This window comes from Mangrovicoccus ximenensis (genome assembly GCF_003056725.1).
GTDB classification, from domain to species: domain Bacteria; phylum Pseudomonadota; class Alphaproteobacteria; order Rhodobacterales; family Rhodobacteraceae; genus Mangrovicoccus; species Mangrovicoccus ximenensis.
In genome coordinates this window covers 323962-349499 of record NZ_QBKZ01000002.1, presented here as the reverse complement: position 1 = coordinate 349499, position 25538 = coordinate 323962, and the positions used below count along the sequence as shown (strand labels likewise).

Below are 25538 nucleotides of genomic sequence, written 5' to 3'. Positions count from 1 at the left end.
TTCCGGCCCTGCACTGCGATGCCTGTCCATGCCCTGCCGCCTCCCCGCAGTCCGAGCTTACGGAGGACCCCGGAGGCCGCAAAGCGGAAACCGACCGGACCCGCCCCGGCGCCGCAGGCCCGGATGTGAGCAACTTTCATAGTCTCGTTGAAGATTATGAGTTTGGCATCCGCCGCCAAACCGTATAGCGCGACCCCGTCCGTGCGAAAGGTGCCCGATATGCTGAAACTCTCTCCTGTCTTCGACGACATCCGCAAGGCGGCGGCCGAGCGCATCCTGATCCTGGACGGCGCGATGGGCACGCAGATCCAGCTTCTGGGCCTCTCCGAAGACGACTTCCAGGGCTGCGGCAACGGCGCCTGCTCCTGCCACCAGCCGCATGCGTCGGACAAGCCCCAGAAGGGCAACAACGACCTCTTGAACCTGACGCGCCCGGACGTGATCGAGGACATCCACTTCCGCTATGCGATGGCCGGGGCGGATATCGTCGAGACCAACACCTTTTCCTCGACCACCATCGCCCAGGCCGATTACGCGCTCGAGGCGGCGGTGCGCGACCTCAATGTCGAGGGCGCGCGGCTGGCGCGCAAGGCGATGGACCGCGCCGAGGCCGAGGACGGCCGCAAGCGCTTCGTCGCAGGCGCGCTCGGCCCGACCAACCGCACCGCCTCGATCAGCCCGGACGTGAACAACCCCGGCTACCGCGCCGTGACCTTCGACCAGCTGAAGGACGCCTATGCCGAGCAGGCCCGCGCCCTGATCGAAGGCGGCGCCGACATCCTGCTGATCGAGACGATCTTCGACACGCTCAACGCCAAGGCCGCGATCTTCGCCTGCGAGCTGGTCTTCGAGGAAATCGGCATGCGGATGCCGGTGATGATCTCCGGCACGATCACCGACCTCTCGGGCCGGACGCTGTCGGGCCAGACGCCGACCGCCTTCTGGCATTCGGTGCGCCATGCCGAGCCGCTGACCGTCGGCCTCAACTGCGCGCTCGGCGCGGCCGCGATGCGCGCCCATATCGACGAGCTTTCGACCGTTGCCGACACGCTGATCTGCGCCTATCCGAATGCCGGCCTGCCGAACGAGATGGGCGAATACGACGAGACCCCCGCCCAGATGGCGGCGCAGGTCGCCGAATTCGCCCGCGACGGCCTGGTCAACATCGTCGGCGGCTGCTGCGGCTCGACCTATGACCATATCCGCGCCATCGCCGAAGCGGTGAAGGACTGCGCCCCGCGCACCGTCCCGGAACAGGCGCCGCTGATGCGGCTGTCGGGGCTCGAACCCTTCGTGCTGGCCCCCGAAATTCCCTTCGTGAACGTCGGCGAGCGGACGAACGTCACCGGCTCGGCAAAGTTCCGCAAGCTGATCACCAATGGCGATTATGCCGAGGCGCTCGACGTCGCGCGCCAGCAAGTCGAGAACGGCGCCCAGATCATCGACGTCAACATGGACGAGGGCCTGATCGACTCCAAGCAGGCGATGATCGAGTTCCTCAACCTGATCGCGGCCGAGCCCGACATCGCCCGCGTGCCGGTGATGATCGACAGCTCCAAATGGGAGGTGATCGAGGCCGGCCTGAAATGCGTGCAGGGCAAGGCGGTCGTCAACTCGATCTCGATGAAGGAGGGCGAGGCGCAGTTCCTCGAACAGGCGCGGCTCTGCCGCCGCTACGGCGCCGCCGTCATCGTCATGGCTTTCGACGAGACCGGCCAGGCCGATACCGAGGACCGCAAGGTCGAGATCTGCACCCGCGCCTACAAGCTGCTGACCGAAGAGGTCGGCTTCCCGCCCGAAGACATCATCTTCGACCCGAACGTCTTTGCCGTGGCCACCGGCATCGAGGAACACGACAATTACGGCGTCGACTTCATCGAGGCGACGCGCCGGATCACCACCGACTGCCCGCATGTCCATATCTCGGGCGGCGTGTCGAACCTCAGCTTCTCGTTCCGCGGCAACGAGCCGGTGCGCGAGGCGATGCATGCGGTGTTCCTGTATCACGCGATCCAGAACGGCATGGACATGGGCATCGTCAACGCGGGGCAGCTGGCGGTCTATGACCAGATCGACGCCGAGCTGCGCGAGGCCTGCGAGGATGTCGTCCTGAACCGCACCCCGGCCAATGGCGGCTCGGCGACCGAGAACATGCTGGAGATCGCCGAACGCTACCGCGGCCAGGGCGGCGCCAAGGGCCGCGAGAAGGACATGTCCTGGCGCGAATTCTCCGTCGAGAAGCGGCTGGAGCACGCGCTGGTCAACGGCATCACCGAATTCATCGACGCCGATACCGAGGAGGCCCGCCAGGCCGCCGAGCGGCCGCTGCATGTCATCGAGGGCCCGCTGATGGCCGGGATGAACGTGGTCGGCGACCTGTTCGGCGCGGGCAAGATGTTCCTGCCGCAGGTGGTGAAATCCGCCCGCGTGATGAAGCAGGCCGTGGCGGTCCTTCTGCCCTACATGGAAGAGGAAAAGCGCCTGTCGGGCGGCGAAGGCCGCGAAAGCGCCGGCAAGGTGCTGATGGCCACGGTGAAGGGCGACGTCCACGACATCGGCAAGAACATCGTCGGCGTCGTGCTGGCCTGCAACAACTACGAGATCATCGACCTCGGCGTCATGGTGCCGGCGGAGAAGATCCTGCAGGTCGCCCGCGACGAGAAGGTCGACGTGATCGGGCTGTCGGGCCTCATCACCCCCTCGCTCGACGAGATGGTCCATGTCGCCGCCGAGATGGAGCGGCAGGGCTACGACATCCCGCTGCTGATCGGCGGCGCGACCACGTCGAAGGTCCACACCGCGGTGAAGATCCATCCGCGCTATGCCAAGGGCCAGGCGGTCTACGTGACGGATGCGAGCCGCGCGGTCGGCGTGGTCTCCGCGCTGCTGTCGCCGAGCCAGGTGACGGACTATGTCGAGGGCGTGAAGGCGGACTATGCCGACGTCGCCGAGCGCCATGCCCGCGCCGAGTTGGCCAAGAAGCGGATCAGCCTGGCCGATGCCCGCGCCAATGCGCTCAAGCTCGAACAGTCCGGCAGCAAGGCGCCGTCCTTCCTCGGCACCAAGGTCTGGGACGGCTGGGACTTGGCCGAGCTGGCGCGCTATATCGACTGGACCCCGTTCTTCCAGACCTGGGAGCTGAAGGGCGTCTATCCGCGCATCCTCGAGGACGAAAAGCAGGGCGAGGCCGCAAGGCAGCTCTTTGCCGACGCGCAGGCCATGCTCGAGAAGATCATCGCCGAGAAATGGTTCACGCCGAAGGCGGTGGTCGGCTTCTGGCCGGCCAACCGCGCGGGCGACGACATCCGGCTCTTCACCGGCGAGGATCGCGCCGAGACCCGCGCGATGCTGCACACGTTGCGCCAGCAGACCGCGAAGCGCGAAGGGCGGCCGAACGTGGCGCTCGCCGATTTCATCGCGCCCGAAGGCACGGCGGATTATGTCGGCGGCTTCGTGGTGACGGCCGGCCCGGAAGAGGCGGAGATCGCGGCGCGGTTCGAGGCGGCGCATGACGATTATTCCTCGATCATGGTCAAGGCGCTGGCGGACCGCTTCGCCGAGGCCTTCGCCGAGCGGATGCACGAGCTGGTCCGGACGGAACTCTGGGGCTATGCCTCGGAAAGCTACACGCCCGAGGAGCTGATCGCCGAACCCTACGAGGGCATCCGCCCGGCGCCGGGCTACCCCGCCCAGCCCGACCACACCGAGAAAACGACGCTGTTCGAGCTTCTGGACGCGACGGCGGCCACCGGCGTGGAGCTGACCGAAAGCTATGCCATGTGGCCGGGCTCCTCGGTCTCGGGCCTCTACCTGGCGCATCCCGAGAGCTACTATTTCGGCGTGGCGAAGGTCGAGCGCGACCAGGTCGAGGACTATGCCGCACGCAAGGGCATGACGGTGGAGGCGGCCGAGCGCTGGCTGGCACCGATCCTGAACTACACGCCCGGCGGCGCCTCCGGCGTGGCTGCCGAGTAAGGCCGGCCGGCCCGCGGCACGGCGGGACACGGCAGGAGGGCCCGACCCGGCTGACCTTCGGACGAAGAACCGAGGGCAGCCGAGCCGGGCCAGCGGCGCCGTGCCCGGCGTTTTGCCGCCCCGGAATACGGGCATCGCGCCAGGACGGCCTCAGGCCGAGAGCGTCCCGGCCGCCAGCACCGAAACCTCGGCCTCGAGCGCCTTCGCGAGCGCGATGAAGCGCGCCTCGGCCACTTCGCCGAACAGCGGCTGGGTGTGGTCCGACAGGTGCAGCGCCAGCCGCTTTGCCGCCGGATCCCAGTCGAGCCGCCCGATATTGTCATCCCCGCCCAGGGTCAGCATGGCGCCGAAGCGCAGCGCGCGGCCGAGGATCTCGGCGTCGCGCACCTCTTGCTCGCTCAGGAGCGGACGCAGCGCGTCGAAGCGGGTGCCGTCGCGGTTGTTCTTGTAGCGGTGCAGCAGCGCCAGCCCGAGGAAGACCCGCTCGCCATGGCTGAGCCCGCCCATGTTGGCCCGCGCCGCATAGTCGAAGCAGACCTCGGCGCGGTAGTCGGGATGGGTGCGCCAGCTGACGTCATGCAAGAGGCTCGCCGCCTTGATCAGCCGCAGCCGCGCGCGGTCGGCATCCGGGAACAGGCTGCGGACATAGCGGTAGAGCGTGGTGCCGAAGCCCGGCACGCGGGCCGAGCTCATCTCGGCATGGCGGCAGGATTCGATCAGCGGATCGGCGGTGCGCAGCGCCTCGGGCATCTCCTCGTAGAGCAGCCCCTCGCGCAGCCCGTAGGCCGAGACGAAGAGTTCCTCGGGCTGCAGCACCTTCAGGAGCCCGCGCAGCACCTGTCCCGCCATCGGCAAGAGCGCCATGCGTTCGCCCGAGATCCCGGCCTGCTTGCGCAGCGCATGGGGATCGGCGCTGTCGATCAGGTCGAGGGTCTCGACCAGCGAGTCGCGGTCGAGACGGTATTCGTGCAGCACCTGCAGGGGATAGTCGCGGCGCACCATGTCGATCTTGGCGATCGCCCGCCACGACCCGCCGACCAGGTAGAGCCGCTTCGGATCGCCCGGCATGGCCTTGCGCAGGCGTTTGAGGTGGTCTTCGACGCGGGTGCGCACCGCCTTTTCCGACTCGAGCCGGGCCAGCGCCAGGGGCCCGAGCGGCGAGGTGTCCCGCCAGCCGATCTCGCCCGCCGAGACCTGCGCCAGCTCCATCGACGAGCCGCCGATGTCGCAGACATAGCCCGAAGCCTCGGGCCAGCCGAGCAGAACGCCCTGCGCCGCCAGCCGCGCCTCTTCGGCGCCGTCGATGACGCGCAGCTGCATGCCGGTCTTTTCGAGGATCTCCTTCTGGAAGTCGGGCCCGTCCTCGGCGACGCGCATCGCCGCCGTCGCCACGGCCAGCATCGGCGTGATGCCGAGGCTTTCGCCGATATGCTGGAACCGGTTCAGCGCCGCGAGCGCCCGGGTCTTGCCCTCGGGGCTCAGCCGTCCGGTCTCGGCCAGGTCGCGCCCGAGGCCGCAGAGCACCTTTTCGTTGAAGAAATAGGCCGGAGAGCGGGCGGCGCCGTCGAAGATGACGAGCCGCACCGAGTTCGAGCCGACATCGACGACCCCGACACGGGACAGCCGCTGGACATCTGCCGGGTCGACCGGCGGCGGGCCGAAAAAGCCAGGATCAGGTGACACGTGCCTCAGTTCCGTTAAAGCCAATCCGGCCCTACCTAGGGCCATTCGGGACGGTGACGCAACCTCGGCGGCCCGATTGCCGGGCGCAAGCAGTGTCACAGCCCGTGCGGCGCGGGTTCGGGCGAAGGGCGGGCGATGTGCGGCCCGGGCCTGCAGGCGGCAAGCGCGGCTGCACTGGCGGGGCCGTGCGCCTCATCGAGGCAGCTGCCGTCCAGGCATCGGGAAGCTGCCGGCAATCGCCTCTGGCATATTGGACTCCACGATCGGAGTGGCAGATCAGCCCCGGCTTCGGCCGCCGGTTCTGCAGCGCCATGCGCATCGCGTCGACCGCGAGGCTGCTCGTGAGCCGGTCCGACATCGACCCGCTGCCCGGCAGGCGATTGCGTGCAACCGCCGGGAGGGACCGGCGATCTCCATGGTGGGGTTCGCCATCGGTCCCGGAGGTGCCAGCGGCTGGGCCACCGGTCGGGGCCGCGCTCGGGCCGCTGCCGGCGCGCGCCGCGGGCGACATCACGGTGGGCTTCATCTATGTCGGGCCGAAGGACGATTTCGGCTACAACCAGGCCCATGCCGAGGGCGCAGCTGCCGTTGCGCAGATGGCGGGCGTGACCATCGTCGAAGAAGAGAATGTCGCCGAAACCACCGACGTGCAGAAGTCGATGGAATCGATGATCAATTTCGACGGAGCCTCGCTGATCTTCCCGACTTCTTTCGGCTATTTCGATCCCCACGTTCTGGAAGTCGCGCCGAAGTATCCGGATGTCCGCTTCGAACATGCCGCCGGTCTCTGGACCGAAGGCATGCCGTCGAACATCGGCAGCTATTTCGGCTATATCGGCATGGGCCAGTACCTGAACGGCATCACCGCAGGGCACATGAGCCAGTCGAAGAAGATCGGCTTCGTCGCGGCCAAGCCGATCCCGCAGGTGCTCTTGAACATCAACTCCTTCCTGCTGGGCGCCCGCGCGGTCGATCCGTCGATCACCTGCCAGGTGATCTTCACCGGCGAATGGTCGCTGGCCGTCAAGGAGGCCGAGGCGACGAACGCGCTCGCGGATGCGGGCTGCGACGTGATCACCTGCCATGTCGACGGGCCGAAGGTGGTGATGGAGACGGCGGCCGGCCGGGGCTGCTGGATCTGCGGCTACCATGCCGACCAGTCGCCGCTGGCCCCCGAGAAATACCTGACCGGCGCCGAGTGGAACTGGGCGGGCGTCTATCCGAAGATGGTGCAGACCATGATGGATGGCGGCGAGATCCCGAACTTCCTGCGCGGCGGGCTGGCCGACGGCTTCGTCAAGATGTCGCCGCTGGGCCCGGCGGTCACCGACGCGGCGCGGGCGCAATTCGAGGCGACCCAGGCCGAGATCATGAAGGGTGGCTTCCAGGTCATCAAGGGGCCGCTGAAGGACAACGAGGGCAACGAAATCGCGGGCGCTGGCGAAGGCTTTGCCGAAGACGACATCCGTCTGGAAAGCATGGACTATCTCGTCGAAGGCGTGATCGGCGCGACCTCCTGAGCGCACTGAGGGAGCCCCGCCATGAGTGACCGGACCATTGCCGCCCCGCTCGGGGGCGGGCTCTCCCCCGACGGCTGGCTTGCCGGGATCGCGCGGCGTTCCGAGGCGGTGCTGATCCCGCTCGGCGCCCTGCTGGCCGGGCTGGCAATCTTCTCGCTGTTCCTGCTGACGCAAGGCAAGAGCCCGGCGGAGTATTTCGCCCTTGTCTACAAGGCGGGTTTCGGCACCGCCTTCTCCTGGGCAAACACGCTGAGCCGTACCGCGCCCTTGCTGCTGGCCGCGCTCTGCGTCGCGCTGCCCGCGCGGCTCGGCCTGACGGTGATCGGCGGCGAAGGCGCCATCGTGCTCGGCGGCGTGGCCGCGCTGCGCCGCGAGGAAAGCCGCGGCGCGCATTTCCGCGCCGATTTCCCGCGTCCCTCGGGCGAACCCGGCGCGCGCAGCCGCCTGACCCTGGCCGAGGCGCTGGAGCTCCGCGCTCAGGCCAGCGCGATGACCGAGATGGCGCAGAGATAGGCCGAGACGATCGCCAGCAACGTGCGGATCACTGCCGAATAGATCTTCTGCGGCAGCCAGCCGACCAGCCAGCGCCCGGCGAAGGCGCCGATGATGGCCACGGCGATCAGCGGCACCAGCATCTGCAGCGACAGCCCGCCGGTCAGGCCGATCTCGTGATAGGCCGGCAGTTTCGACAGGTTGATGATCGCGAAGACGATGGTCGAGGTGCCCGCGAAGGCCAGGTTCGGCAGCTTCTGAGGCAGCACATAGGCGGTGAAGGGCGGCGCGCCGTTATGCGAGATGAAGCTGGTGATGCCGGTCAGCACGCCCCAGAAGATGCCGCGTCCGATCCGCGCGCGATGCGGCACCTCGGGCGGCGGGACCAGCACCGACTGCGCGACATAGGCCAGCCCGATCGTCCCGGTCAGCAGCGTGACGGCGGCGACCGGCACATGCGGCGCGACCAGCGTCGCCAGAACGATCCCCGCCAGCGAGGCGGGCACGAGGATCCGTAGGTTCGGCCACGAGGGCTGCTTGCGGTAGATCGCGACGGCGATCATGTCCGAGGCGATATACACCGGCAGAAGCGCGGCGGCGGCCTGCAGCGGGTCCATCCACAGGGACAGCATCGGCACCGACAGCGCGCCTGCGGCGGCAAGGCCGCCCTTCGACAGGCCGACCACGAAGGCGGCGGCGATCAGCATCATCATTTCGGGCGTCATGGGCGGGTCCTCGGGCAGCGCACCCGGCCGGGTTTAGCGCTGACAGGCCTGGGCGTTCAAGCCGGGACGCCGCCGCACCCGTTCAGGCGTGCAGGTAGCGGTCGGCGATCTCCGGAGCGGCGCGCAGATCGGCGGTGCTGCCGCTCCAGACCGTGCGGCCCTTCTCGATCACCACATGCCGGTCGGCGAAACGGGTCAGCGCATCGAGGTTCTTGTCGACCACCAGGATCGCCTCGCCCTCGGATTTCAGCCGGATCAGGCAGGACCAGATCTCCTCGCGGATCAAGGGTGCCAGCCCCTCGGTTGCCTCGTCGAGCACGAGGAGCCGCGGATTGGTCATCAGCGCGCGCCCCACCGCCAGCATCTGCTGCTCGCCGCCCGAGAGCTGGTCTCCCATGTTGCGCCGCCGCTCGGCCAGCCGCGGGAACAGCTCCCAGATGCGCGGCAGGGTCCAGCGGGCGGGACCGTCGCTGCGGGCGGTGGCAACGAGGTTCTCCTCGACCGTCAGAGTCGGGAAGATCTGGCGGCCTTCCGGCACCAGCCCGAGGCCTGCCTGCGCAATCCGGTGCGGCGCCGCGCCTGTCAGGTCCCGCCCGGCGACGCGGATCCGGCCGCCGCGTGCGGGCAGCAGGCCGAAGACCGTGCGGATCGTCGTCGTCTTTCCCATGCCGTTGCGGCCCAGCAGCGTGACGGCTTCGCCCTCGGCCACGGCGAGGTCGATGCCGAAGAGCACTTGCGCCGAGCCGTAGCCGCCTTCGAGCCCCTCGATGCTCAGCATGTGGCTTCCCCGCCCAGATAGGCGGCGCGCACCGCCGGGTCCTGCCGGATCTCCTGCGGCGCGTCCGAGGCGATGATCCGGCCGTAGACCAACACGGAGACCCGGTCGGCGAGGGCGAAGACCGCCTCCATGTCATGCTCGATCAGCACCATCGTCACCTTGCCCTTGAGCCCCGCGAGCAGCCCGACCAGCACCTCTGCCTCCTGCGGGCCGGTTCCGGCGAGCGGTTCGTCCAGCAGCAGAAGCCGCGGGCGGCAGGCCAGCGCGACCGCCAGTTCCAGCTGGCGCTTCTCGCCATGGCTCATCGCGCCGGCGGGACGGGCGGCACGGTCCGCGAGCCCCACCTGCGCCAGGCAGTCCATCGCCTCGTCATTCAGCGCGGCCTCCTGTGCCACCGGGCGCCAGAAGCGGAAGGAGCTGCCGGACCGGCCCTGCACGGCAAGCGCGACGTTTTCCAGCGCAGTCATGGCGGGCATCAACGTGGTGATCTGGAAGCTGCGCGCCAGCCCGGCGCGGACCCGCGATGCCATGTCGAGCCGGGTGATGTCCGTGCCGGCGAAGCGCACCGTGCCGCTGTCAGGCGCAAGCTCGCCCGAAAGCTGTGCGATCAGCGTGGTCTTGCCCGCGCCGTTCGGACCGATGATGGCATGCAGCTCGCATTCCGCGACCCCGAGCGACAGCCCGTCGGTGACGGCCAGCGCGCCGTAGGATTTGCGCAGGTCCCGGACCTCGAGCAGCGTCATGGCCGCTCCTCCGGGCGCAGGCGGCGGACCAGCCCAGTCAGCCCGGCAGGCGACCAGAGCACCACGGCGAGCAGGATCAGCCCGAAGGCCAGCCGCCAATGCTCGGAATAGTCCGACAGCAGCTCTTCGAGCCCGACGGTCACCAGCGCACCGGCCAGCGCGCCCGACAGCGTGCCGATGCCGCCGAGCAGCAGCATGACGATCAACTCGCCCGAGCGGGTCCAGGCCATGTAGGCGGGGGCGACATATTCGGTCTGGTTCGCCAGCAGCACGCCCGCCACCGCGCAGAGCATCCCCGAGATCACGTAGGCCGCCAGCCGGTATCGGAATGGCCGGTAGCCGATCGCGCGCATCCTCAGCTCGCTTTCGCGGGTGCCGGCCAACACCCGGCCGAAGCGCGCATTCACCAGCCGGTGCAGCCCGCCATAGGTCGCCGCGAGACAGCCGAGCACCACGTAGAAGAAGACGGTGTCGTTCTCCAGCCAGTCCTGTCCCAAGAGGGTGGAGCGCGCCGCCAGCGCGGTGCCGTCATCGCCGCCATAGGCCGAAAGCGAGACGAAGAAGAAATAGGCCATCTGCCCGAATGCCAGCGTGATCATGATGAAATAGATGCCGCGGGTGCGCAGCGAGATGGCCCCCGAGGCGGCGGCGAAGGCAGCGGCGGCGGCGGCGCCGACGGCCATCTGGACGAAGAGGTCGGTCACCCCGTGGCGCGCGCAGATCGCGACCGCATAGGCGCCGAGCCCCAGATAGGCGGCGTGGCCGAAGCTGACCAGCGCGCCGAAGCCGAGGATCAGGTCCAGGGACAGCGCGGCGATGGCGAAGACGGCCATCCGCGTGGCGATCACCGTCCCATCGTCCGAGCCGGTGAGGACGCGGCGTCCGTCAGGCGAGAAGACGGCGCTCCGGAGGTAGCTCTCGTGGCCGCGCAGCACCGCGAGTTCCGCCCCGGTCGCCGCCTCCCGCACCCGCGCCGTGCCACCGCCCAAGACGGTGAGGACGCGGCGTCCGTCAGGCGAGAAGACGGCGCTCCGGAGGTAGCTCTCGTGGCCGCGCAGCACCGCGAGTTCCGCCCCGGTCGCCGCCTCCCGCACCCGCGCCGTGCCACCGCCCAAGACGGTGAGGACGCGGCGTCCGTCCGGCGAGAAGACGGCGCTAAGGACTGGGCGGGTCTGGAAGGAGTTCCCGTGGCCGCGCAGCACCGCGAGTTCCGTCGCGACTGCCGCCTCCCAGACCCGCGCCGTGCCATCGTCCGAGCCGGTGAGGTCACGGCGTCCGTCCGGCGAGAAGACGGCGCTAAGGACTGAGCGGGTCTGGAAGGAGTTCCCGTGGCCGCGCAGCACCGCGAGTTCCGTCGCAACTGCCGCCTCCCACACCCGCGCCGTGCCATCCCTTCTGGAGCGGCCCCGGCCAGTGGATGATCACCGGCGAAGGGCTGGCCGATGCGGACTTCGCGGGGCTTGTCTCGGCGGAGGCGCCGGGCGCGCGGATCACCGAACAGACCGACGGTTTCGCCGCCTTCGAGATCGCCGGTCCCGGCATCGCCGCCCTTCTGGAGCGGCTTGTCAACCTGCCGCCCGCGGCGCTGGCCCCCGGCAGGGCGGCCCGCACCGGGCTGCATCACATGACGGTTTTCCTGGTCCGCCGCGCGGAAGACAGGCTGGCCGTGATCGGCATGCGCAGCCAGGCGGGATCGCTCTGGCACGCGCTCGAAACCGAAACCGCGCGCCTCGCGGCCTGACGCGGAGAGAGACGGAGGAAAAGACATGACGGCGGACACGATCCAGGGGGCCCGGCTGCTCGACGGCAGGGCCTTCGCGGAAGGGCTGCGCGCCCGCATCGCGGGCCATGTGGCCGGGCTCGCGCAGCAGGGCATCACGCCGGGGCTGGCGGTGGTGCTGGTGGGCGAAGACCCGGCCAGCCAGGTCTATGTGCGCAACAAGGCGCGCCAGACCGCCGAGGCCGGGATGGCGAGCTTCGAGCACCGGCTTCCCGCGGAGACGCCGCAGGCGGAGCTTCTGGCGCTGATCGCGCGGCTGAATGCCGACCCGGCGGTCCATGGCATCCTGGTGCAGCTGCCGCTGCCCGCGCAGATCGACGCCGATCTGGTGATCAACGCGATCGCGCCGGAAAAGGACGTGGACGGGTTCCATGTCTCGAATGCCGGGCTGCTGGCGACCGGGCAGGCGGCGATGGTGCCCTGCACGCCGCTCGGCTGCCTGATGATGCTGCGCGACCATCTGGGCGATCTGTCGGGCCTGTCCGCCGTGGTGGTCGGGCGCTCGAACATCGTCGGCAAGCCGATGGCGCAGCTCTTGCTGCGGGAAAGCTGCACCGTGACGGTGGCGCATTCGCGGACCCGCGACCTCGCCTCCCGTCGGCGGCACCGATCTGGGCTTCTGGTTCGCCCAGCAGGGGTCGATCCTGGTCTTCCTGGCGCTGATCTTCTTCTACGCCTGGCGGATGAATGCGCTCGACCGCAAATACGGCGTNCGAAGAGTAAGGGACAGCGGGACAGATGGATCAGTTTACCCTCAACCTGCTGTTCGTGGGCGCGTCCTTCGCGCTCTACATCGGCATCGCGATCTGGGCCCGGGCGGGCTCGACCTCGGAATTCTACGCGGCCGGCCGCGGCGTCCACCCGGTCGTCAACGGCATGGCCACCGGCGCGGACTGGATGTCGGCCGCCTCCTTCCTGTCGATGGCGGGCCTGATCGCCTTCGTCGGCTATGACAACTCGGCCTACCTGATGGGCTGGACCGGCGGCTACGTGCTGCTGGCGCTGCTGCTCGCGCCCTACCTGCGCAAGTTCGGCAAGTTCACCGTCCCGGAATTCGTCGGCGACCGCTTCTATTCGAAGACCGCCCGGCTCGTGGCCGTGATCTGCCTGATCATCGCCTCGATCACCTACGTGATCGGCCAAATGACCGGCGTCGGCGTGGCCTTCGGCCGCTTCCTCGAAGTCGACAACACCACCGGCCTGCTGATCGGAGCCGTGGTCGTCTTCGCCTATGCCGTGTTCGGCGGCATGAAGGGCGTGACCTACACGCAGGTGGCGCAGTACTGCGTGCTGATCACCGCCTACACCATTCCGGCGATCTTCATCTCGCTGCAGCTGACCGGCAACGCGCTGCCGCCGCTGGGCCTGTTCGGCGATCACGTCGCCTCCGGCGAGCCGCTCTTGTCGCGCCTCGACCAGATCGTGACCGAGCTGGGCTTCGCCAGCTACACCGAGCGTCACGGCGACCTCTTGAACCTGGTGCTCTTCACCCTGTCGCTGATGATCGGGACGGCCGGCCTGCCGCACGTGATCATGCGGTTCTTCACCGTGCCGACCGTGGCCGCCGCGCGCTGGTCCGCCGGCTGGGCGCTGGTCTTCATCGCGCTCCTGTACCTCGTGGCTCCGGCCGTGGGCGCCATGGCCCGCATGAACATCACCGACCAGATGTGGCCGAACGGCACCTCCGGCGAAGCGGTGACGCTCGAGCAGATGAACGACGACCCGGCCTATGACTGGATGGACACCTGGTCCAAGACCGGCATGCTGGCCTTCGAAGACAAGAACGGCGACGGCAAGATCCAGTACTACAACGACAAGTCTGCCGCGATGCAGGAAAAGGCCGCTGCCGCGGGCTGGTCCGGCAACGAGCTGACCANTCAACAACGACATCCTGGTTCTCGCCAACCCGGAAATCGCCAACCTGCCCGGCTGGGTCATCGGCCTCGTCGCAGCAGGCGGCCTTGCCGCCGCGCTCTCCACCGCAGCAGGCCTGCTGCTGGCGATCTCCTCGGCCGTCTCGCACGACCTGTTCAAGGGCCAGCTGACCCCGGACATGTCGGAAAAGAACGAGCTCCTGACCGCCCGGATCGCCATGGCCGTCTCGATCGCAGTCGCCACCTATCTGGGCATCAATCCGCCCGGCTTCGCGGCGCAGACCGTGGCACTGGCCTTCGGCCTCGCGGCCTCGTCGATCTTCCCGGCGCTGATGATGGGCATCTTCTCGAAGCGCATCAACGACAAGGGTGCCGTCGCCGGCATGCTGGTCGGCATCGGGGTGACGCTGGTCTACATCTTCCTGCACAAGGGCTGGTTCTTCATCCCTGACACCAACTCCTTCACCGATGCGGACCCGCTGTTCCTCGGCATCAAGTCGACCTCCTTCGGGGCCGTCGGCGCGCTGCTGAACTTCGCCACCGCCATCATGGTGTCGCGGGCCACGGAAGAGCCGCCCCAGGAAATCCAGGACCTGGTCGCCTCCGTCCGCATCCCCCGCGGGGCAGGTGCCGCCGTCGACCACTGATCGCCACGGCAACATGAAAAGAAAAATCAGGNCCGGTTCCAAACCGGCCTGATCTGTATCAAGGTTCCGATGTGCTACCCTGTCCTGAACTGGCACCGAGCGGATAGCGAGACCCTTCGATGACCCTGACCCGCGACGAGATCGAGGCCTTCCTGGTTTCCGTCCACCCCTATGACAGTTTCGAGCGCGGCGAGCTTTCCCGCGCCGCCGCCTGCTTCGAGACCGTGACCGNTCGCCAAGGACGACGAGATCTACGCGCTCGGCGCGGAGCTCGCCGGACTCTACCTGATCTACCAGGGCGCGGTCGATGTCCGCGACCACCGCGGCGCCAAAGTGTCGATCCTCNGGCTGCCGCAACTCCTTCGGCGAACGCGGGCTGATGCGCGACGGCCTTGCCGCGACCACCGCCTTCGCCATCGAGGAGACCACGCTCTTCCTGCTGCCCGCCGCGGAATTCGCCCGGCTGATGAAGGAGAATGCGGCCTTCTCGCGGTTCTTCCGCCGCTCCGGTGCCGAACGCGAGGAGCGCGGCACCTCGCTTGCCACCATGCCGGTGCGCCAGATCCTTGCCGGTCCGCCGATCACCTGCCCGCCCTCGACCCCGATNCATCGAGGCGGCGCGGATCATGCGCGACCGCAACATCTCGAGCCTCGCCGTCGTCGAGGAGNGGCCGCCTGGCCGGCATCCTGACCACCTCGNGACCTGTCGAACCGCTGCCTCGCCGANGGGCATCGACGCCAAGCTGCCGGTCAAGCACATCATGACCGCCGACCCGGTGACGCTGGCGCCCGACAGCCTCGGCACCGACGTGCTGCATGTCATGCATGAACGCCATATCGGCCATCTGCCGATCGTCGAGAAGGACGTGCTGGTCGGCATGGTCACCCAGACCGACCTGACCCGGCTGCAGGCGGTGACCTCGGCGCAGTTCGTCTCGGACATCGCGCGCGGCCGCTCGNGTCGCGGCGCTGGCCAAGGTGACCGCGCAGATCCCGCAGCTCCTGGTGCAGCTGGTCGGCGGCGGCAACCGCCATGACGTCGTGACCCGGCTGATCACCGACATCGCCGATGCCTGCACGCGGCGGCTCTTGCGGCTGGCCGAGGACAAGCTCGGCCCTGCCCCGGTTCCCTATGTCTGGTGCGCCTGCGGCAGCCAGGGGCGGCGAGAGCAGACCGGCGTCTCGGACCAGGACAACTGCCTGATCATCGATGACCGCATGGCCGGGGGCGACGACGCGNTATTTCCTGAAGCTCGCGGAATTCGTCTGCGACGGGCTGAACGACTGCGGCTATTTCTATTGCCCCGGCGACATGATGGCGACGGCCGACCNGCTGGCGGCAGCCGCTCGGCGTCTGGCGCGAGTATTTCCGCGGCTGGATCGCCAAGCCGAATCCCGAGGCGCAGATGCTGTCCTCGGTGATGTTCGACCTGCGCCCGATCGGCGGCACCGAAAGCCTGTGGCGCGCGNCTGCAGGCCGAGACGCTGCAGAANGGCGTCGGAGAACTCGATCTTCACCGCGCACATGATCGGCAATTCGCTGAAGCACACCCCGCCCTTGGGGCTGATCCGCGGCTTTGCCACGATCCGCTCGGGCGAGCACAAGAACCGGCTGGACCTGAAGCTGAACGGCGTCGTGCCGATCACCGACCTGGCGCGGGTCTATGCGCTGCAGGGACGGCTGTCCGAAATCAACACCCGCGCCAGGCTGGAGGCGGCGCGGACCCGCGGCGTGCTGTCGAAGGCCGGCGCCAGCGACCTGATCGATGCCTATGACCTGATCGCGCAGGCGCGGCTCGACCACCAGGCGGCGCTGGTGCGGCGCGGCGGGAAGCCGGACAACTACCTGGCGCCGACGGAACTTTCGGATTTCGAGCGCAGCCATCTGCGCGATGCCTTCGTCGTGGTGCGGACGATGCAGTCCGCCATCGGCCAGGGCAAGGGAATGATTGCCTAGCNCGCTTGAGGAGGCGGCTTTGCCCTCCGGGGCAGGAAGGGAGGACNACATGTTCTTTGAACTCATCGCCACCGTCTTTGCAGGGGTCGGCGCGGCCGGGCTTGCGCTGGCGGTGAACTGGATTTCCGGCGGGCGGCTGCCCCGCTGGACGATGCCGGTCGCGGCCGGAATCGGCATGATCGCCATGACCATCTGGTCGGAATACAACTGGTACGACCGCACCGTCGCGGGCCTGCCCGAAGGGCTCGAGGTGGCCNCAGGTCAACGAGGAGCGCCAGTTCTACCGCCCCTGGACCTATGCGGCGCCGCTGGTGAACCGCTTCATGGCGGTCGATGTCGAGCGCATCCAGAGCAACCCGGACCAGCCGGGCCAGCACATCGCCAACATCTACCTGCTGGGCCGCTGGCAGCCGGTCCGCAGCTTCCCGGTGGCCGTCGACTGCACCGGCCACCGCCGCGCCGCGCTGGTCGAGGGCGCGGATTTCGACGCCTCCGGCTCGGTTGCCGGTGCCGCCTGGACCGACGTGCCGGACACCGATCCGGTGCTTGCCGCCACCTGTGCGAGGGGATGAGCCGATGACCGAGATGACGCTGCAGAACGCGCGCAAGGTGCTCCTGGTGGAATCCGAGGACAGCCTCGCCCGCGCCATGGACCATGTGGTGACGGCCGACGGCCATGCCTGCGCCCGGCTCGCGCCCGGCGACCGCATCGTCGAGCGGATCGCCCGCGACCATCCCGACCTGGTGATGCTCGACCTGACCCATGGCGAAACCGCCGCGATGCTCGATGCCTGCCAGTCGATCCGCCGCGACCCGGCGCTCGACGGCGTGCGCATCCTGATGCTGCAGACCGGCGGCAGCGCGCTGGAGCGGCGCCGCACCCGCGCGCTCGGCGCGGACGGGGTGGTGTCCCTGCCCTTCCGGCTGGAGGATCTGCGTTCCGAGATGCGCCGCCTTCTCGCGGAGCAGCCGGTCCACTGACATGCCGGGCAAGCTTTCCCTGCGGCTGAGGATCCTGCTGTTCTTCGCCTTTCTCGGCCTCGGCAGCCTCGCGATCCTCGCTGGCGCCGGCGTCTTCGCCCTCAGCCGCGCGACCGGCGATNCCCGCGCAGGCGATGCTGACCGCCGGGCTGCTGGCGGGATTCGGGATCTTCGCGCTGGCAGCCTTCGTCTGGCGGCTCTTCGACGAGAATGTCGCCCGCCCGATCGACACGGTCGCCGCCGCGCTGCGGGCCCGCGCCCATGGCGGCGTGCATGACGAGCTGGAACCCGAGGTCGCGCGCTATCTGGGCGATCCCGGGGGACCGTTTTCCCGACGAACACGGCGATCGGCAACATGGCGCCGGCGTTCGGCGCTCAGGCGGCATCCGGGCCGCTGATATCGCCCGCCGAGGTCGGAAAGCTGCACGCCAAGATCGGCCAGTTGGTGATCGAGCGCGGTTTTTTGCCGGAAGCCTCCAGTCTCATTCCCGGCACTGGAGCTCGATCGCGGTGAAGAAGGATCATCCCGGCCTCGGCGTGCGGCGGCAATGCAGCCTGCTGTCCCTGGGGCGCTCGAGCCTTTGCTGCCAGCCGCGCGGCGAAAGCGCGGAGAACTTGGCCTTCATGACGATCATCCGCTGCCCGGCAGGCGATTGCGCAGCAATCTGCCGAGAGGGACCGCCAGTTCCCGGACCCCCCGTGGCACGGCTCGCGCCAGCCTCTCGGGACATTGCTGCGCAATGCCCTGTCGGCCAGTGGATGGCCCGCCACATGCAACGGGAAGGGCACAAATGCGGGCGGCATGGCGTGCGTCGGCTGATGAAGCCGATGCGGCTGCTGCCCGTCCATCAAGAGCCCAGGACCAGCGGGAAACACCCTGAGCACAAGATATATCCGCATCTTCTGAGGGACTTGCCCGTCACCCGGCCGGACCGGGCCTGGCGTGCAGACATTGCGCATGGTCCGATGCGGCGCATTCGCCATCGGGCTCGGACCGGTGGCGCCCCGATGGCTCATTTCCCCGCTTCGTGGCCGTCATGGACTGGCACGGCCGGAAGGTGCTGAGCTGGCGGCTTTCCGACAGCATGGATGCGTCCTTCGCTACGATTGATCCCCCGGATCAATCGCTTGACGCTCGAACTCTGCGTCGGGGCGCTGAAGGAGGCGCTGGCGAAATGCGGCACGCCCGAGATATTCAACAGCGATCAGGTGTCCCAATTCACCGGCGACGGCTTCACCGGCGTGCTGCACGATGCGGAGGTGAAAATCTCCATGGACGGGCGCGGGCGCTGGATCGACAACCGGATGACCGAGCGTCTGTGGCGCCCGCTGAAATACGAGTGCGTCTACCTGAACGTCTTCGGGACCGGGTCCGAGGCCCGCAAGGGGATCGGCGCCTGGATCAGCTAATACAACGAGAGACGTCCGCACTCATCGCATGGGCTAGGCCGGAGGCGGCCGCCGGAACGTCGGGCCGGCATCCGCCGGGCCGCGCGGAGCGGAGATGCGCAGGCTTTCCCCCGGCTCAGCTGCCGGACCCGCCAGCGCCGAACTGCACCGCGGCATAGGCGGCGGCGGACTTCTCTTCATAGGCATCGCTGTCGATCCAATCAGCGAGCTTCGCCATGGCCGCAGTGAATGCGGCAAGCTCCTCCGGGGCGAGCGCCTCGAAAAGCACCTCCATGCCGATCTCCGACAGCCGGTCGGCCCGGTCGCGCGCCTCCTGGCCCTCCGGCGTGATGTAGAGGCCGAACTTGCGCGCGTCCTCGGGCAGGTTGCGCCGCTCGACCAGGCGGCCGCGCACCAGGTTCTGGATCAGCCGCGAGGCCAGGCTGCGCTCCAGCGCCGTCATGCCGGTGATCTCGCCGAAGGTGACCCCCGGATTGTCGCCGATCAGCCGCAGCACCCGGATCGTGCGGATGTCGAGCCCGACGAGATCGACGAAACGGGCATCCGCCGAATCGACGGCGATGCTGGCCAGCATGTTCAGCTGGTAGATCGCATTGCCCTGATGAAATGCCTTCGACCACGTCCTGCCCATTTTTTCCTCGTTCTTCCGGTTTCCGTCGGGTTATCGGGCACGCCGCGGGGCCGCACCCGGCAAAACAGCAGACATCACGCATTCTCCCTACGCAATATTCTTATTTTGAGACTATCACTATATGACACTACTTTTGCGAGAACAGGAGACCACCATGAGCGTCATCGCGGAAATCGAGGCCCGGCAGGAGGAGTTCGCCGGCTGGCGGCAGGCGCTGCACGAGAATCCGGGGCTCGGCTTCGAGGAAACCTTCGCCGCCCGCATGGTCGAGGAGAAGCTGCGCGAATTCGGGCTGGACGAAGTCCATGCCGGGATCGGCGGCACCGGCGTGGTCGGCGTGCTGCATGGCCGCCGCAAGTCGAACCGGGCAATCGGGCTGCGCGCCGACATGGACGCGCTGCCGATCGCCGAGGAAACCGGCAAGCCCTATGCCTCGAAGGTGCCGGGCGTGATGCATGCCTGCGGCCATGACGGCCATACCGCGACGCTGCTGGCCGCCGCCTGGCAGCTGGCGCGGACCCGCGACTTCGCGGGCACGGTGCATTTCATCTTCCAGCCGGCCGAGGAAGGCCTCGGCGGCGCCAGGGCGATGCTCGAGGACGGGCTGCTGGAGCGCTTCCCCTGCGACCGGCTCTATGCCTATCACAACTTCCCCGGCATGGAGACCGGCCGCATCTTCACCCGTCCCGGACGGATGATGGCGGGCTGCGCGTTCTTCACCATCAAGGTCGCGGGCCGCGGCGGCCATGCCGCCCTGCCGCAGACCACGGTCGATGCCGCGCAGGTCGCCGCCAACATCGTGGTGACCGCGCAGAGCATCGTCGCGCGCAACCTCGACCCGAACGAGACCGGCATCGTCTCCTTCACCGATGTCCATGCCGGCACGAACAGCCACAACGTCATCCCCGAGCGCGCCACGCTGAAGGGCTGCCTGCGCTACTACGCAGCCCCGGCCGCGGCGCTGATGAAGGACCGGCTGGAAGAGATCGCCAAGGGCGTCGCCGCCACCTACGGCGCCCGGGCCGAGATCGGCTTCGACGACAATTTCGTGCCGCTGGTCAATGACGAGGACGCCACCGAGATCGCCGTGGCCGCCGCCGTCTCGACCGTCGGGCCGGACCGCGTGCATGACGATGTCGCGCCCTTCACCGGCAGCGAGGATTTCGCCTACATGACCGACCGCGTGCCCGGCAGCTACGTGCTGGTCGGCCAGGGCCCCGGCGCGATGCCGCACAATCCCGCCTATGACTTCAACGACGCCATCCTGCCGGTCGCGGCGAGCTATTTCTGCCGCCTGGTGCAGCGCGAACTCGGCTGAAGCCGGGCCAACAGGGAGACAAAGACAATGGAAAATGTCCTGCAAATCGCGAACAGCCCGGTGCTCTGGCTGCTGTCGTGCCTCGTCGTCANGATCGCCATCTTCTTCATCCTCGGCGCCAATGCCGCGGTGGACAAGGACTGGCTCTCGGGCCTCTCGGTCGCCGCCGACGACCTGGCCGCGATCCTCGCCGCCGCCGCAACGATGGCGCTGCTGCATGTCGCGGGCAAGTCCCGCCCCTGGCTGCGCGAATGGAGCGTANCACTGGTTCGAGCAACCATTGGCGACGCTGATGTCGGCAAGCCAGATCCGGTCGGACTCCGAGGCCCGGAAATTCCGCTTGAGCAGGTTCGGGGCGATGCCGAGATTGTGTCGGCCATCCGTCGTCCTCGGGACCTGCCGACCTTTGCGCGGCGGGCGGATATCGCTCGCCATTTCCCTCGGACCGATGGCGGACAATGGCTCGCTCTTTCATGAGCTTGGCCACCGTCTTCCGGGCAACCCGGATGCCTTGGCCCCGCAGCTCGGCGTGGATGCGCGGGGCTCCGTATCGTCGCCGACTGGCCTCGAAGATTCCACGTATCCGCGGCAACAGGGCGTCCCGGGACGACCGGCGCGCCGCCCGTTTCGGGGCGGCGGCACGCCAGGAATGGAACCAGCTCGTGCTCACCGAGAGCACCCGGCACCCGAACTTCGACACTTGGAAGCCGGAATTTGGCCAGATCAGGATCAGCGCCGAGGCGACGGGTCCAAGGCCGGGGATCGAGCTCGGCAAGCTGACGCTCGACAAGCGTAAGCCGCACTTTGACCCGACGTTTCAGAACCGGGTTGATTTGCACATGGCTGCGGTTGCGCAGGCGCGTGCGTTCCTTGACCAGCGCTATACGTGCTACCTGCAAGTCTTTGAGAGCAAGCTGGTTCTCCGANCCTGGTCTTCAAGCCGGAAGGCGTCGAGATGGGTTTTCGAGATGTCGATGCCGATGGCATGGTCTGTCATCTTCGCCATGTCCCATGCTTGTCGTGCGTGGCGCATGGGGCATCCACCGCATCAGTTCAGAGCTACAATCAGGCGCTGAGGCAGCGTGGCTCGCTGACCATCTGGTTCGATCTCACAATGCAATGGGACGCGGTGCCGTCCGGGCGTCGCGGCCGACAGCAGGCCTGTAGCGAATGAGGAGGATCAGGAATTGATCCGGGGGATCAATTCCCCGACGAATGCGATCCAGCTCTGCCTGACCCTCAAGGTCCTGCTCGGGCTGCCGCTCCGTCAGGCGAACGGCTTCGTGGCAAGCCTGTTGGAATTGTCCGGGCTGGATTGGTCGGTGCCCTTCGTCGGGCGGCAGCGCGGCTTCCCTGCCCGGGGCCGGCCGCCGCTTGCGCGGCGCGCGCGGCTTTCGCGCGACCTCGCGACATGACTGAAAATTCCCGGTGCAAACGGCACCGGTTCCGGAAGGCCGGGGCCGCTCAGAGATCGAGCATGCCCCGCGCCATGGCCATCGCCAGGGCCTGCTCGCGCGTGGCAGCGCCCATCTTGATGCGGGCATTCTTCAGGTGGAAACGTACCGTCACCTCGGCCAGCCCCATCCGCTCGGCAATGCCGCCATTGTCCAGCCCGCTCGCCAGATAGGCCAGCACCGCGCGTTCGCGCCCGGAAAGCGGGCTGTAGCGAATGCCCAGGAACCCGTCCGAGGAGGGAGGCGCCGAGAGCTGCCCGCCCATCATCGACGCGATGACCGGCATTTGCGCGGCGATCTCTGGCCCGAGGGAGATGTCGGCGGGAGCCCGCGTGCCGAGGGTCAGGACCTCGATCAGCCCGGCCCGCCGCCACTTGTAGACCTGGACGAAATTGAAATCGCGCGCCCGCATGGCCGAGGACAGCGCGCCGCCGTTTTCCGATGCCGCGATGCCGTCGGAGGACTTCAGCAGCCGCGGCTCCGGCCGCGGCAGCCAGCGCCAGATCGGATCGGCCGTCCAGAGCGCTTCTTGGGAGTACTCCTCCTCCCAGTGGCAGTCCATGTGGAACCGGGTCCAGACCGGCTCGAGGCTCCCGGCAAAGGCCGCGCCCGCATTCATCCCCGTCAGCCCGAGGCTGTCCGCGACACCGCGGATGCGGTCCCAGCCCGCAGCACGATCCTCCGGCCCCGCCTGCAGCCGGTCGGCGATATCGATCAGAAAATTAGGCCCCGCCTGCCGCACCCGCCCTACCTATCGAAACAGATAACTTCCACAAGACAGGGGATTAGTTCATTTATGAAGCTATCTCAGCACGTAAACCTTGGCGGCGAGCGGCTATGGCCCCGGCGCAACAAATGATCCCATTGCAATCAATTGTTTCCCGCGGCCCGGCCCGCAGCGTTGCGCCCGAACAGGCCCCCGGAACAGGGAAATGCCGGGAGATGGCCGTTGCATCTCCCGGCGTGGCAGCCTCCGGGCGGCGCCTAGGCCTGGCCGAAGCCGTAGAGGCGGGCAGGGTTGGCGACGAGCATCTTCTCGCGCAGGGCCAGGTCGGGCGCCCAGACCGGCAGATGGCCGAGCACTGCCCCGTCATCGACATCGAAAAGCGGCGTCAGATCCTTGGCCGTGCCTCCCGCGGGCGGCTTCGCATTCGGATGCGGCCAGTTCGTGCCCCACAGGACCCGGTCCGGACCGGCCTCGACCAGCGCGGCGGCAAGCGGATCGAATACCGAATAGTCGTCCCGCGGGCCGCCCTTCACCGAAAGCTTCACATAGGCCTTGCCGCTTGCGACGAGGGACACCAGCGCCTCGGCATCCGGCTGCGCGCTGGCATCGGGCTGGGCGCCGCCGAAATGGTCGAAGACCAAGGTGCGCGGCTGGTCGGCCAGGAAGTCGTGGAGCGCGGCGATCATCGCGAGATTGGTGTTGAGCTGGAGATGCCAGTCCGTCGCGTCGATGCGGGCAAGCGTCTCCTCGACCATGCCGCGCGCCACTTCCGGCTGGCTGACGCCGCCGGTGGACAGGTTCAGCCGCACGCCCCGGATTCCGGCAGCGTCGAGCAGGCGCATCTCCCGGGCCGTGGTCGTGCCGTCGATGACCGCCACGCCGCGGCCGCGCTCGCCGAGCGCATGCAGGCCCGACAGCGTCGCCGAGTTGTCCGGGCCGTAGATGCTGGGCGTCACGATCACCGCCCGGTCGAGCCCGAGCGCCGCCATCATGGCTTCGAGTTCGCCGACCTCCGCCCCGCCCGGCGTGTAGGTCCGGCCCTCGTAGAGCGGGTAGCCCTCGGGGTGGACATGGACATGGCAATCGCAGGCGCCCGGAGGCAGCGCGAAGCCCGCGGCGGTTTCCGGCTGGGACGCATCGGCGGCCGCCGATGCAGGAACCAGGAAGGGAGCCGCCGGCAGGCTTGCCGCGGCGGCGATCAGGGTTCGTCTCGATATCATGGTAGTCCTCCCATTGATCGGCCCGGGCCGGAACGCCGGCCGGAGCCTTTTATCCCGCCCCCGGGACTGCCGGGGGCGGGATCCGTGTCAGGTTGCGGGTTTCGTCCGGCGGCGGATCGCGGCCGAGATCGGCGCCTTCAGCAGGCCGAAGGCCACCACCGCCAGCACCAGCGTCGAGAACACGGCGGTCAGCGGCTTGGCGAAGAAGATTCCCCAGGAGCCCTGGCCGATCATGATCGACTGGCGCAGGTAGTTCTCGGCCAGCGGCGTCAGCACCAGCGCCAGGATGAAGGGACCGGCCGGGTAGTTCGCCTTCTTCATCAGGTAGCCGATCACGCCGAAGATGGCAGCGATCCAGATGTCGAAGGTGCCGTAGTTGATCGCGAAGGCGCCGACCAGGCAGAAAGCCAGGACGATCGCGCTCAGATGCCGCTGGATCAGCCGCAGCGCGTTGACGAAGAGCGGGATCAGCAGCACGTTCGAGCCGAGCAGGAACACGTTCGCCAGGATCAGGCCGGCGATCGCGCCCCAGACGATGTCCGCCGACTGGATCATCAGCATCGGACCCGGATTGAGGCCGAACATGATGAGCGCGCCCAGCATGATCGCGGTGCCGCCCGAACCGGGGATGCCCAGCGTCAGCAGCGGGATCAGCGAACCCGGCACCGCGGCGTTGTTCGCCGCCTCGGGCGAGGCCAGGCCTTCCTCGGCGCCCTTGCCGAAGCGCTCGGGCGTCTTCGACAGCTTCTGCTCCAGGATGTAGCTGATGAAGGTCGCGATGGTCGCGCCCGCGCCCGGCAGCACGCCGATGCCGGTGCCGATCGCCGAGCCGCGCAGCGTCGGCATCGCCACCTTGCGCAGGTCGCGGGCGCCCGGGATGAACTCGCCGAGGCGGAACTGCGGCTTGCCCATGTTCAGGCGGACGCGCTCCTCGATGTTCACCAGCACCTCGCCGATGCCGAAGAGGCCGATGATCACCGCGACGAAATCGATGCCCTCGATCAGCTCGGGCATGACGACGAAGCGGCTGTTGCCCGAGACGTAGTCGCTGCCGATGGTGCTCAGCAGCACGCCGAACAGCGTGGCGATCAGCGCCTTAAGCGGATCGGCTCCCGCCAGCACGATGATCATGCTCAGCCCCAGCAGCATCAGCATGAAGTATTCCGGCGGACCGAGGAAGATCGCGTATTCGGCGATCACCGGCGCGAAGAAGACCAGCATGACCAGGCCGAAGACGCCGCCGACGAAGGAGGACACCGCCGAAATTCCCAGCGCCAGCCCGCCCCTGCCCTGCTGCATCATCGGATAGCCGTCGAGCGCGGTGATGATGGCGGGGGCGTCGCCGGGGGTGTTGATCAGGATGGCGGTCAGGCGGCCGCCATACATGGTGCCCATGTAGACGCCGGTCAGCAGGCTCAGCCCCGAGACCGGGTCCATGCCGAAGGTGAGCGGCATCATCAGCGCGATGCCCGCCGAGGGGCCGAGCCCCGGCAGCGCGCCGACGACCGTGCCGATCAGCCCGGCCACGAAGATCAGGAGCAGGTTGGCCGGCGTCGCGAATTGCGACATCGCCGAGGCCAGCTCGAGTATGGATGATTGCATGGTTTGGGTTCCGGAACGATC

The 25538-nt window shown here is 68.2% G+C and carries 18 protein-coding genes and 6 pseudogenes; 14 read left to right on the top strand and 10 right to left on the bottom strand.

Annotated elements, in window-relative coordinates; genetic code table 11:
* Positions 1-219: 219 nt before the first annotated feature.
* A complete protein-coding gene (gene metH, locus C7T91_RS08115; protein ID WP_108258796.1) occupies positions 220-3975 on the top strand; it encodes a methionine synthase in 3756 nt (1251 codons plus the stop codon).
* 150 nt (positions 3976-4125) lie between these two features.
* Here metH and C7T91_RS08110 read toward each other — a convergent pair whose 3' ends face one another.
* Positions 4126-5703 (bottom strand): Ppx/GppA family phosphatase, encoded by a 1578-nt coding sequence (locus C7T91_RS08110; RefSeq protein WP_108258795.1) that lies wholly within the window; start codon positions 5701-5703, stop codon positions 4126-4128.
* Between the two features lie 470 nt (positions 5704-6173).
* Here C7T91_RS08110 and C7T91_RS08105 point away from each other — a divergent pair, with 470 nt between their 5' ends.
* Positions 6174-7178: a BMP family ABC transporter substrate-binding protein gene (locus C7T91_RS08105; RefSeq protein WP_236638095.1), complete on the top strand. Its 1005-nt coding sequence runs from the start codon at positions 6174-6176 to the stop codon at positions 7176-7178.
* Between the two features lie 21 nt (positions 7179-7199).
* Positions 7200-7691 carry a hypothetical protein gene (locus tag C7T91_RS38400; RefSeq protein WP_108258793.1) on the top strand — a complete coding sequence of 164 codons (492 nt, stop codon included), beginning with the start codon at positions 7200-7202 and terminating at the stop codon, positions 7689-7691.
* Here C7T91_RS38400 and C7T91_RS08095 read toward each other — a convergent pair.
* The 4 genes from C7T91_RS08095 to C7T91_RS08080 all read right to left on the bottom strand — a co-directional run bounded on the left by C7T91_RS08095 (position 7655) and on the right by C7T91_RS08080 (position 11259).
* Complete coding sequence (locus tag C7T91_RS08095) at positions 7655-8395, bottom strand: sulfite exporter TauE/SafE family protein (RefSeq protein ID WP_108258792.1); 741 nt, start codon at positions 8393-8395, stop codon at positions 7655-7657. The genes C7T91_RS38400 and C7T91_RS08095 overlap by 37 nt on opposite strands.
* Before the next feature lie 82 nt (positions 8396-8477).
* Positions 8478-9173 (bottom strand): ABC transporter ATP-binding protein, encoded by a 696-nt coding sequence (locus C7T91_RS08090; protein ID WP_108258791.1) that lies wholly within the window; start codon positions 9171-9173, stop codon positions 8478-8480.
* A complete protein-coding gene (locus C7T91_RS08085) occupies positions 9167-9916 on the bottom strand; it encodes an ABC transporter ATP-binding protein (protein ID WP_108258790.1) in 750 nt (249 codons plus the stop codon). The genes C7T91_RS08090 and C7T91_RS08085 overlap by 7 nt, the downstream gene beginning before the upstream one ends.
* Entirely contained in the window at positions 9913-11259 is a 1347-nt protein-coding gene (locus tag C7T91_RS08080; protein ID WP_161555798.1) for an ABC transporter permease subunit, read from the bottom strand. Before C7T91_RS08080 ends, C7T91_RS08085 begins: the two co-directional genes overlap by 4 nt.
* 74 nt (positions 11260-11333) lie before the next feature.
* On the opposite strand from C7T91_RS08080, the gene C7T91_RS08075 reads away from it, so the two are divergent.
* The 9 genes and pseudogenes from C7T91_RS08075 to C7T91_RS35115 all read left to right on the top strand — a co-directional run.
* Positions 11334-11657, top strand: coding sequence for an aminomethyltransferase family protein (locus C7T91_RS08075; protein WP_108258788.1), 324 nt, complete (start codon positions 11334-11336; stop codon positions 11655-11657).
* Positions 11658-11682: 25 nt separating this feature from the next.
* Positions 11683-12291, top strand: a pseudogene (locus C7T91_RS08070) (tetrahydrofolate dehydrogenase/cyclohydrolase catalytic domain-containing protein); the annotation flags it as partial.
* Between the two features lies 1 nt (position 12292).
* Positions 12293-12406, top strand: a pseudogene (locus C7T91_RS40350) (DUF4212 domain-containing protein); the annotation flags it as partial.
* A 28-nt stretch (positions 12407-12434) separates the two neighbouring features.
* Positions 12435-14217 (top strand): annotated as a pseudogene (locus tag C7T91_RS40345) (sodium:solute symporter family protein).
* A 119-nt stretch (positions 14218-14336) separates the two neighbouring features.
* Positions 14337-16174: pseudogene (locus tag C7T91_RS08055) on the top strand (DUF294 nucleotidyltransferase-like domain-containing protein).
* 311 nt (positions 16175-16485) lie between these two features.
* Positions 16486-16746, top strand: a complete 261-nt coding sequence (locus C7T91_RS35120; RefSeq protein WP_236638093.1) for a hypothetical protein — start codon at positions 16486-16488, stop codon at positions 16744-16746.
* A 4-nt stretch (positions 16747-16750) separates the two neighbouring features.
* Entirely contained in the window at positions 16751-17155 is a 405-nt protein-coding gene (locus C7T91_RS08045) for a response regulator (RefSeq protein WP_108258787.1), read from the top strand.
* A gap of 134 nt (positions 17156-17289) precedes the next feature.
* Positions 17290-17553, top strand: a complete 264-nt coding sequence (locus C7T91_RS08040) for a hypothetical protein (protein ID WP_108258786.1) — start codon at positions 17290-17292, stop codon at positions 17551-17553.
* Between the two features lie 112 nt (positions 17554-17665).
* Positions 17666-18664: pseudogene (locus C7T91_RS35115) on the top strand (transposase); the annotation flags it as partial.
* 16 nt (positions 18665-18680) lie between these two features.
* Here the strand turns inward: C7T91_RS35115 and C7T91_RS08030 are convergent.
* Complete coding sequence (locus tag C7T91_RS08030) at positions 18681-19196, bottom strand: MarR family winged helix-turn-helix transcriptional regulator (RefSeq protein WP_108258784.1); 516 nt, start codon at positions 19194-19196, stop codon at positions 18681-18683.
* A 154-nt stretch (positions 19197-19350) separates the two neighbouring features.
* Between C7T91_RS08030 and C7T91_RS08025 the strand changes: the two genes are divergently transcribed.
* Positions 19351-20514 carry an amidohydrolase gene (locus C7T91_RS08025; RefSeq protein WP_108258783.1) on the top strand — a complete coding sequence of 388 codons (1164 nt, stop codon included), beginning with the start codon at positions 19351-19353 and terminating at the stop codon, positions 20512-20514.
* A 106-nt stretch (positions 20515-20620) separates the two neighbouring features.
* Here the strand turns inward: C7T91_RS08025 and C7T91_RS40340 are convergent, their stop codons facing one another.
* Positions 20621-21184, bottom strand: a complete 564-nt coding sequence (locus C7T91_RS40340; RefSeq protein ID WP_456237838.1) for an IS3 family transposase — start codon at positions 21182-21184, stop codon at positions 20621-20623.
* A 315-nt stretch (positions 21185-21499) separates the two neighbouring features.
* Here C7T91_RS40340 and C7T91_RS08015 point away from each other — a divergent pair.
* Positions 21500-21842 (top strand): annotated as a pseudogene (locus tag C7T91_RS08015) (transposase); the annotation flags it as partial.
* Positions 21843-21978: 136 nt separating this feature from the next.
* On the opposite strand, the gene C7T91_RS08010 reads toward C7T91_RS08015, so the two are convergent.
* The 3 genes from C7T91_RS08010 to C7T91_RS08000 form a co-directional block, all read right to left on the bottom strand.
* A complete protein-coding gene (locus C7T91_RS08010) occupies positions 21979-22710 on the bottom strand; it encodes a helix-turn-helix transcriptional regulator (RefSeq protein WP_108258781.1) in 732 nt (243 codons plus the stop codon).
* A gap of 242 nt (positions 22711-22952) precedes the next feature.
* Positions 22953-23915 carry an amidohydrolase family protein gene (locus C7T91_RS08005; protein ID WP_108258780.1) on the bottom strand — a complete coding sequence of 321 codons (963 nt, stop codon included), beginning with the start codon at positions 23913-23915 and terminating at the stop codon, positions 22953-22955.
* Positions 23916-24002: 87 nt separating this feature from the next.
* Complete coding sequence (locus tag C7T91_RS08000) at positions 24003-25517, bottom strand: tripartite tricarboxylate transporter permease (protein ID WP_236638092.1); 1515 nt, start codon at positions 25515-25517, stop codon at positions 24003-24005.
* Positions 25518-25538: the final 21 nt, after the last annotated feature.

Excerpts from the sequence above, each read along its gene's own strand:
- C7T91_RS08085 (WP_108258790.1), bottom strand. The coding sequence starts at position 9,916 with ATGACGCTGCTCGAGGTCCGGGACCTGCGCAAATCCTACGGCGCGCTG.
- C7T91_RS38400 (WP_108258793.1), top strand. The coding sequence starts at position 7,200 with ATGAGTGACCGGACCATTGCCGCCCCGCTCGGGGGCGGGCTCTCCCCC.
- C7T91_RS08045 (WP_108258787.1), top strand. The coding sequence starts at position 16,751 with ATGACCGAGATGACGCTGCAGAACGCGCGCAAGGTGCTCCTGGTGGAA.
- C7T91_RS08095 (WP_108258792.1), bottom strand. The coding sequence starts at position 8,395 with ATGACGCCCGAAATGATGATGCTGATCGCCGCCGCCTTCGTGGTCGGC.
- C7T91_RS08005 (WP_108258780.1), bottom strand. The coding sequence starts at position 23,915 with ATGATATCGAGACGAACCCTGATCGCCGCCGCGGCAAGCCTGCCGGCG.
- C7T91_RS08110 (WP_108258795.1), bottom strand. The coding sequence starts at position 5,703 with ATGGCCCTAGGTAGGGCCGGATTGGCTTTAACGGAACTGAGGCACGTG.
- metH (WP_108258796.1), top strand. The coding sequence starts at position 220 with ATGCTGAAACTCTCTCCTGTCTTCGACGACATCCGCAAGGCGGCGGCC.
- C7T91_RS08000 (WP_236638092.1), bottom strand. The coding sequence starts at position 25,517 with ATGCAATCATCCATACTCGAGCTGGCCTCGGCGATGTCGCAATTCGCG.
- C7T91_RS08030 (WP_108258784.1), bottom strand. The coding sequence starts at position 19,196 with ATGGGCAGGACGTGGTCGAAGGCATTTCATCAGGGCAATGCGATCTAC.
- C7T91_RS08075 (WP_108258788.1), top strand. The coding sequence starts at position 11,334 with ATGATCACCGGCGAAGGGCTGGCCGATGCGGACTTCGCGGGGCTTGTC.
- C7T91_RS08090 (WP_108258791.1), bottom strand. The coding sequence starts at position 9,173 with ATGCTGAGCATCGAGGGGCTCGAAGGCGGCTACGGCTCGGCGCAAGTG.
- C7T91_RS08025 (WP_108258783.1), top strand. The coding sequence starts at position 19,351 with ATGAGCGTCATCGCGGAAATCGAGGCCCGGCAGGAGGAGTTCGCCGGC.
- C7T91_RS08040 (WP_108258786.1), top strand. The coding sequence starts at position 17,290 with ATGCTGACCGCCGGGCTGCTGGCGGGATTCGGGATCTTCGCGCTGGCA.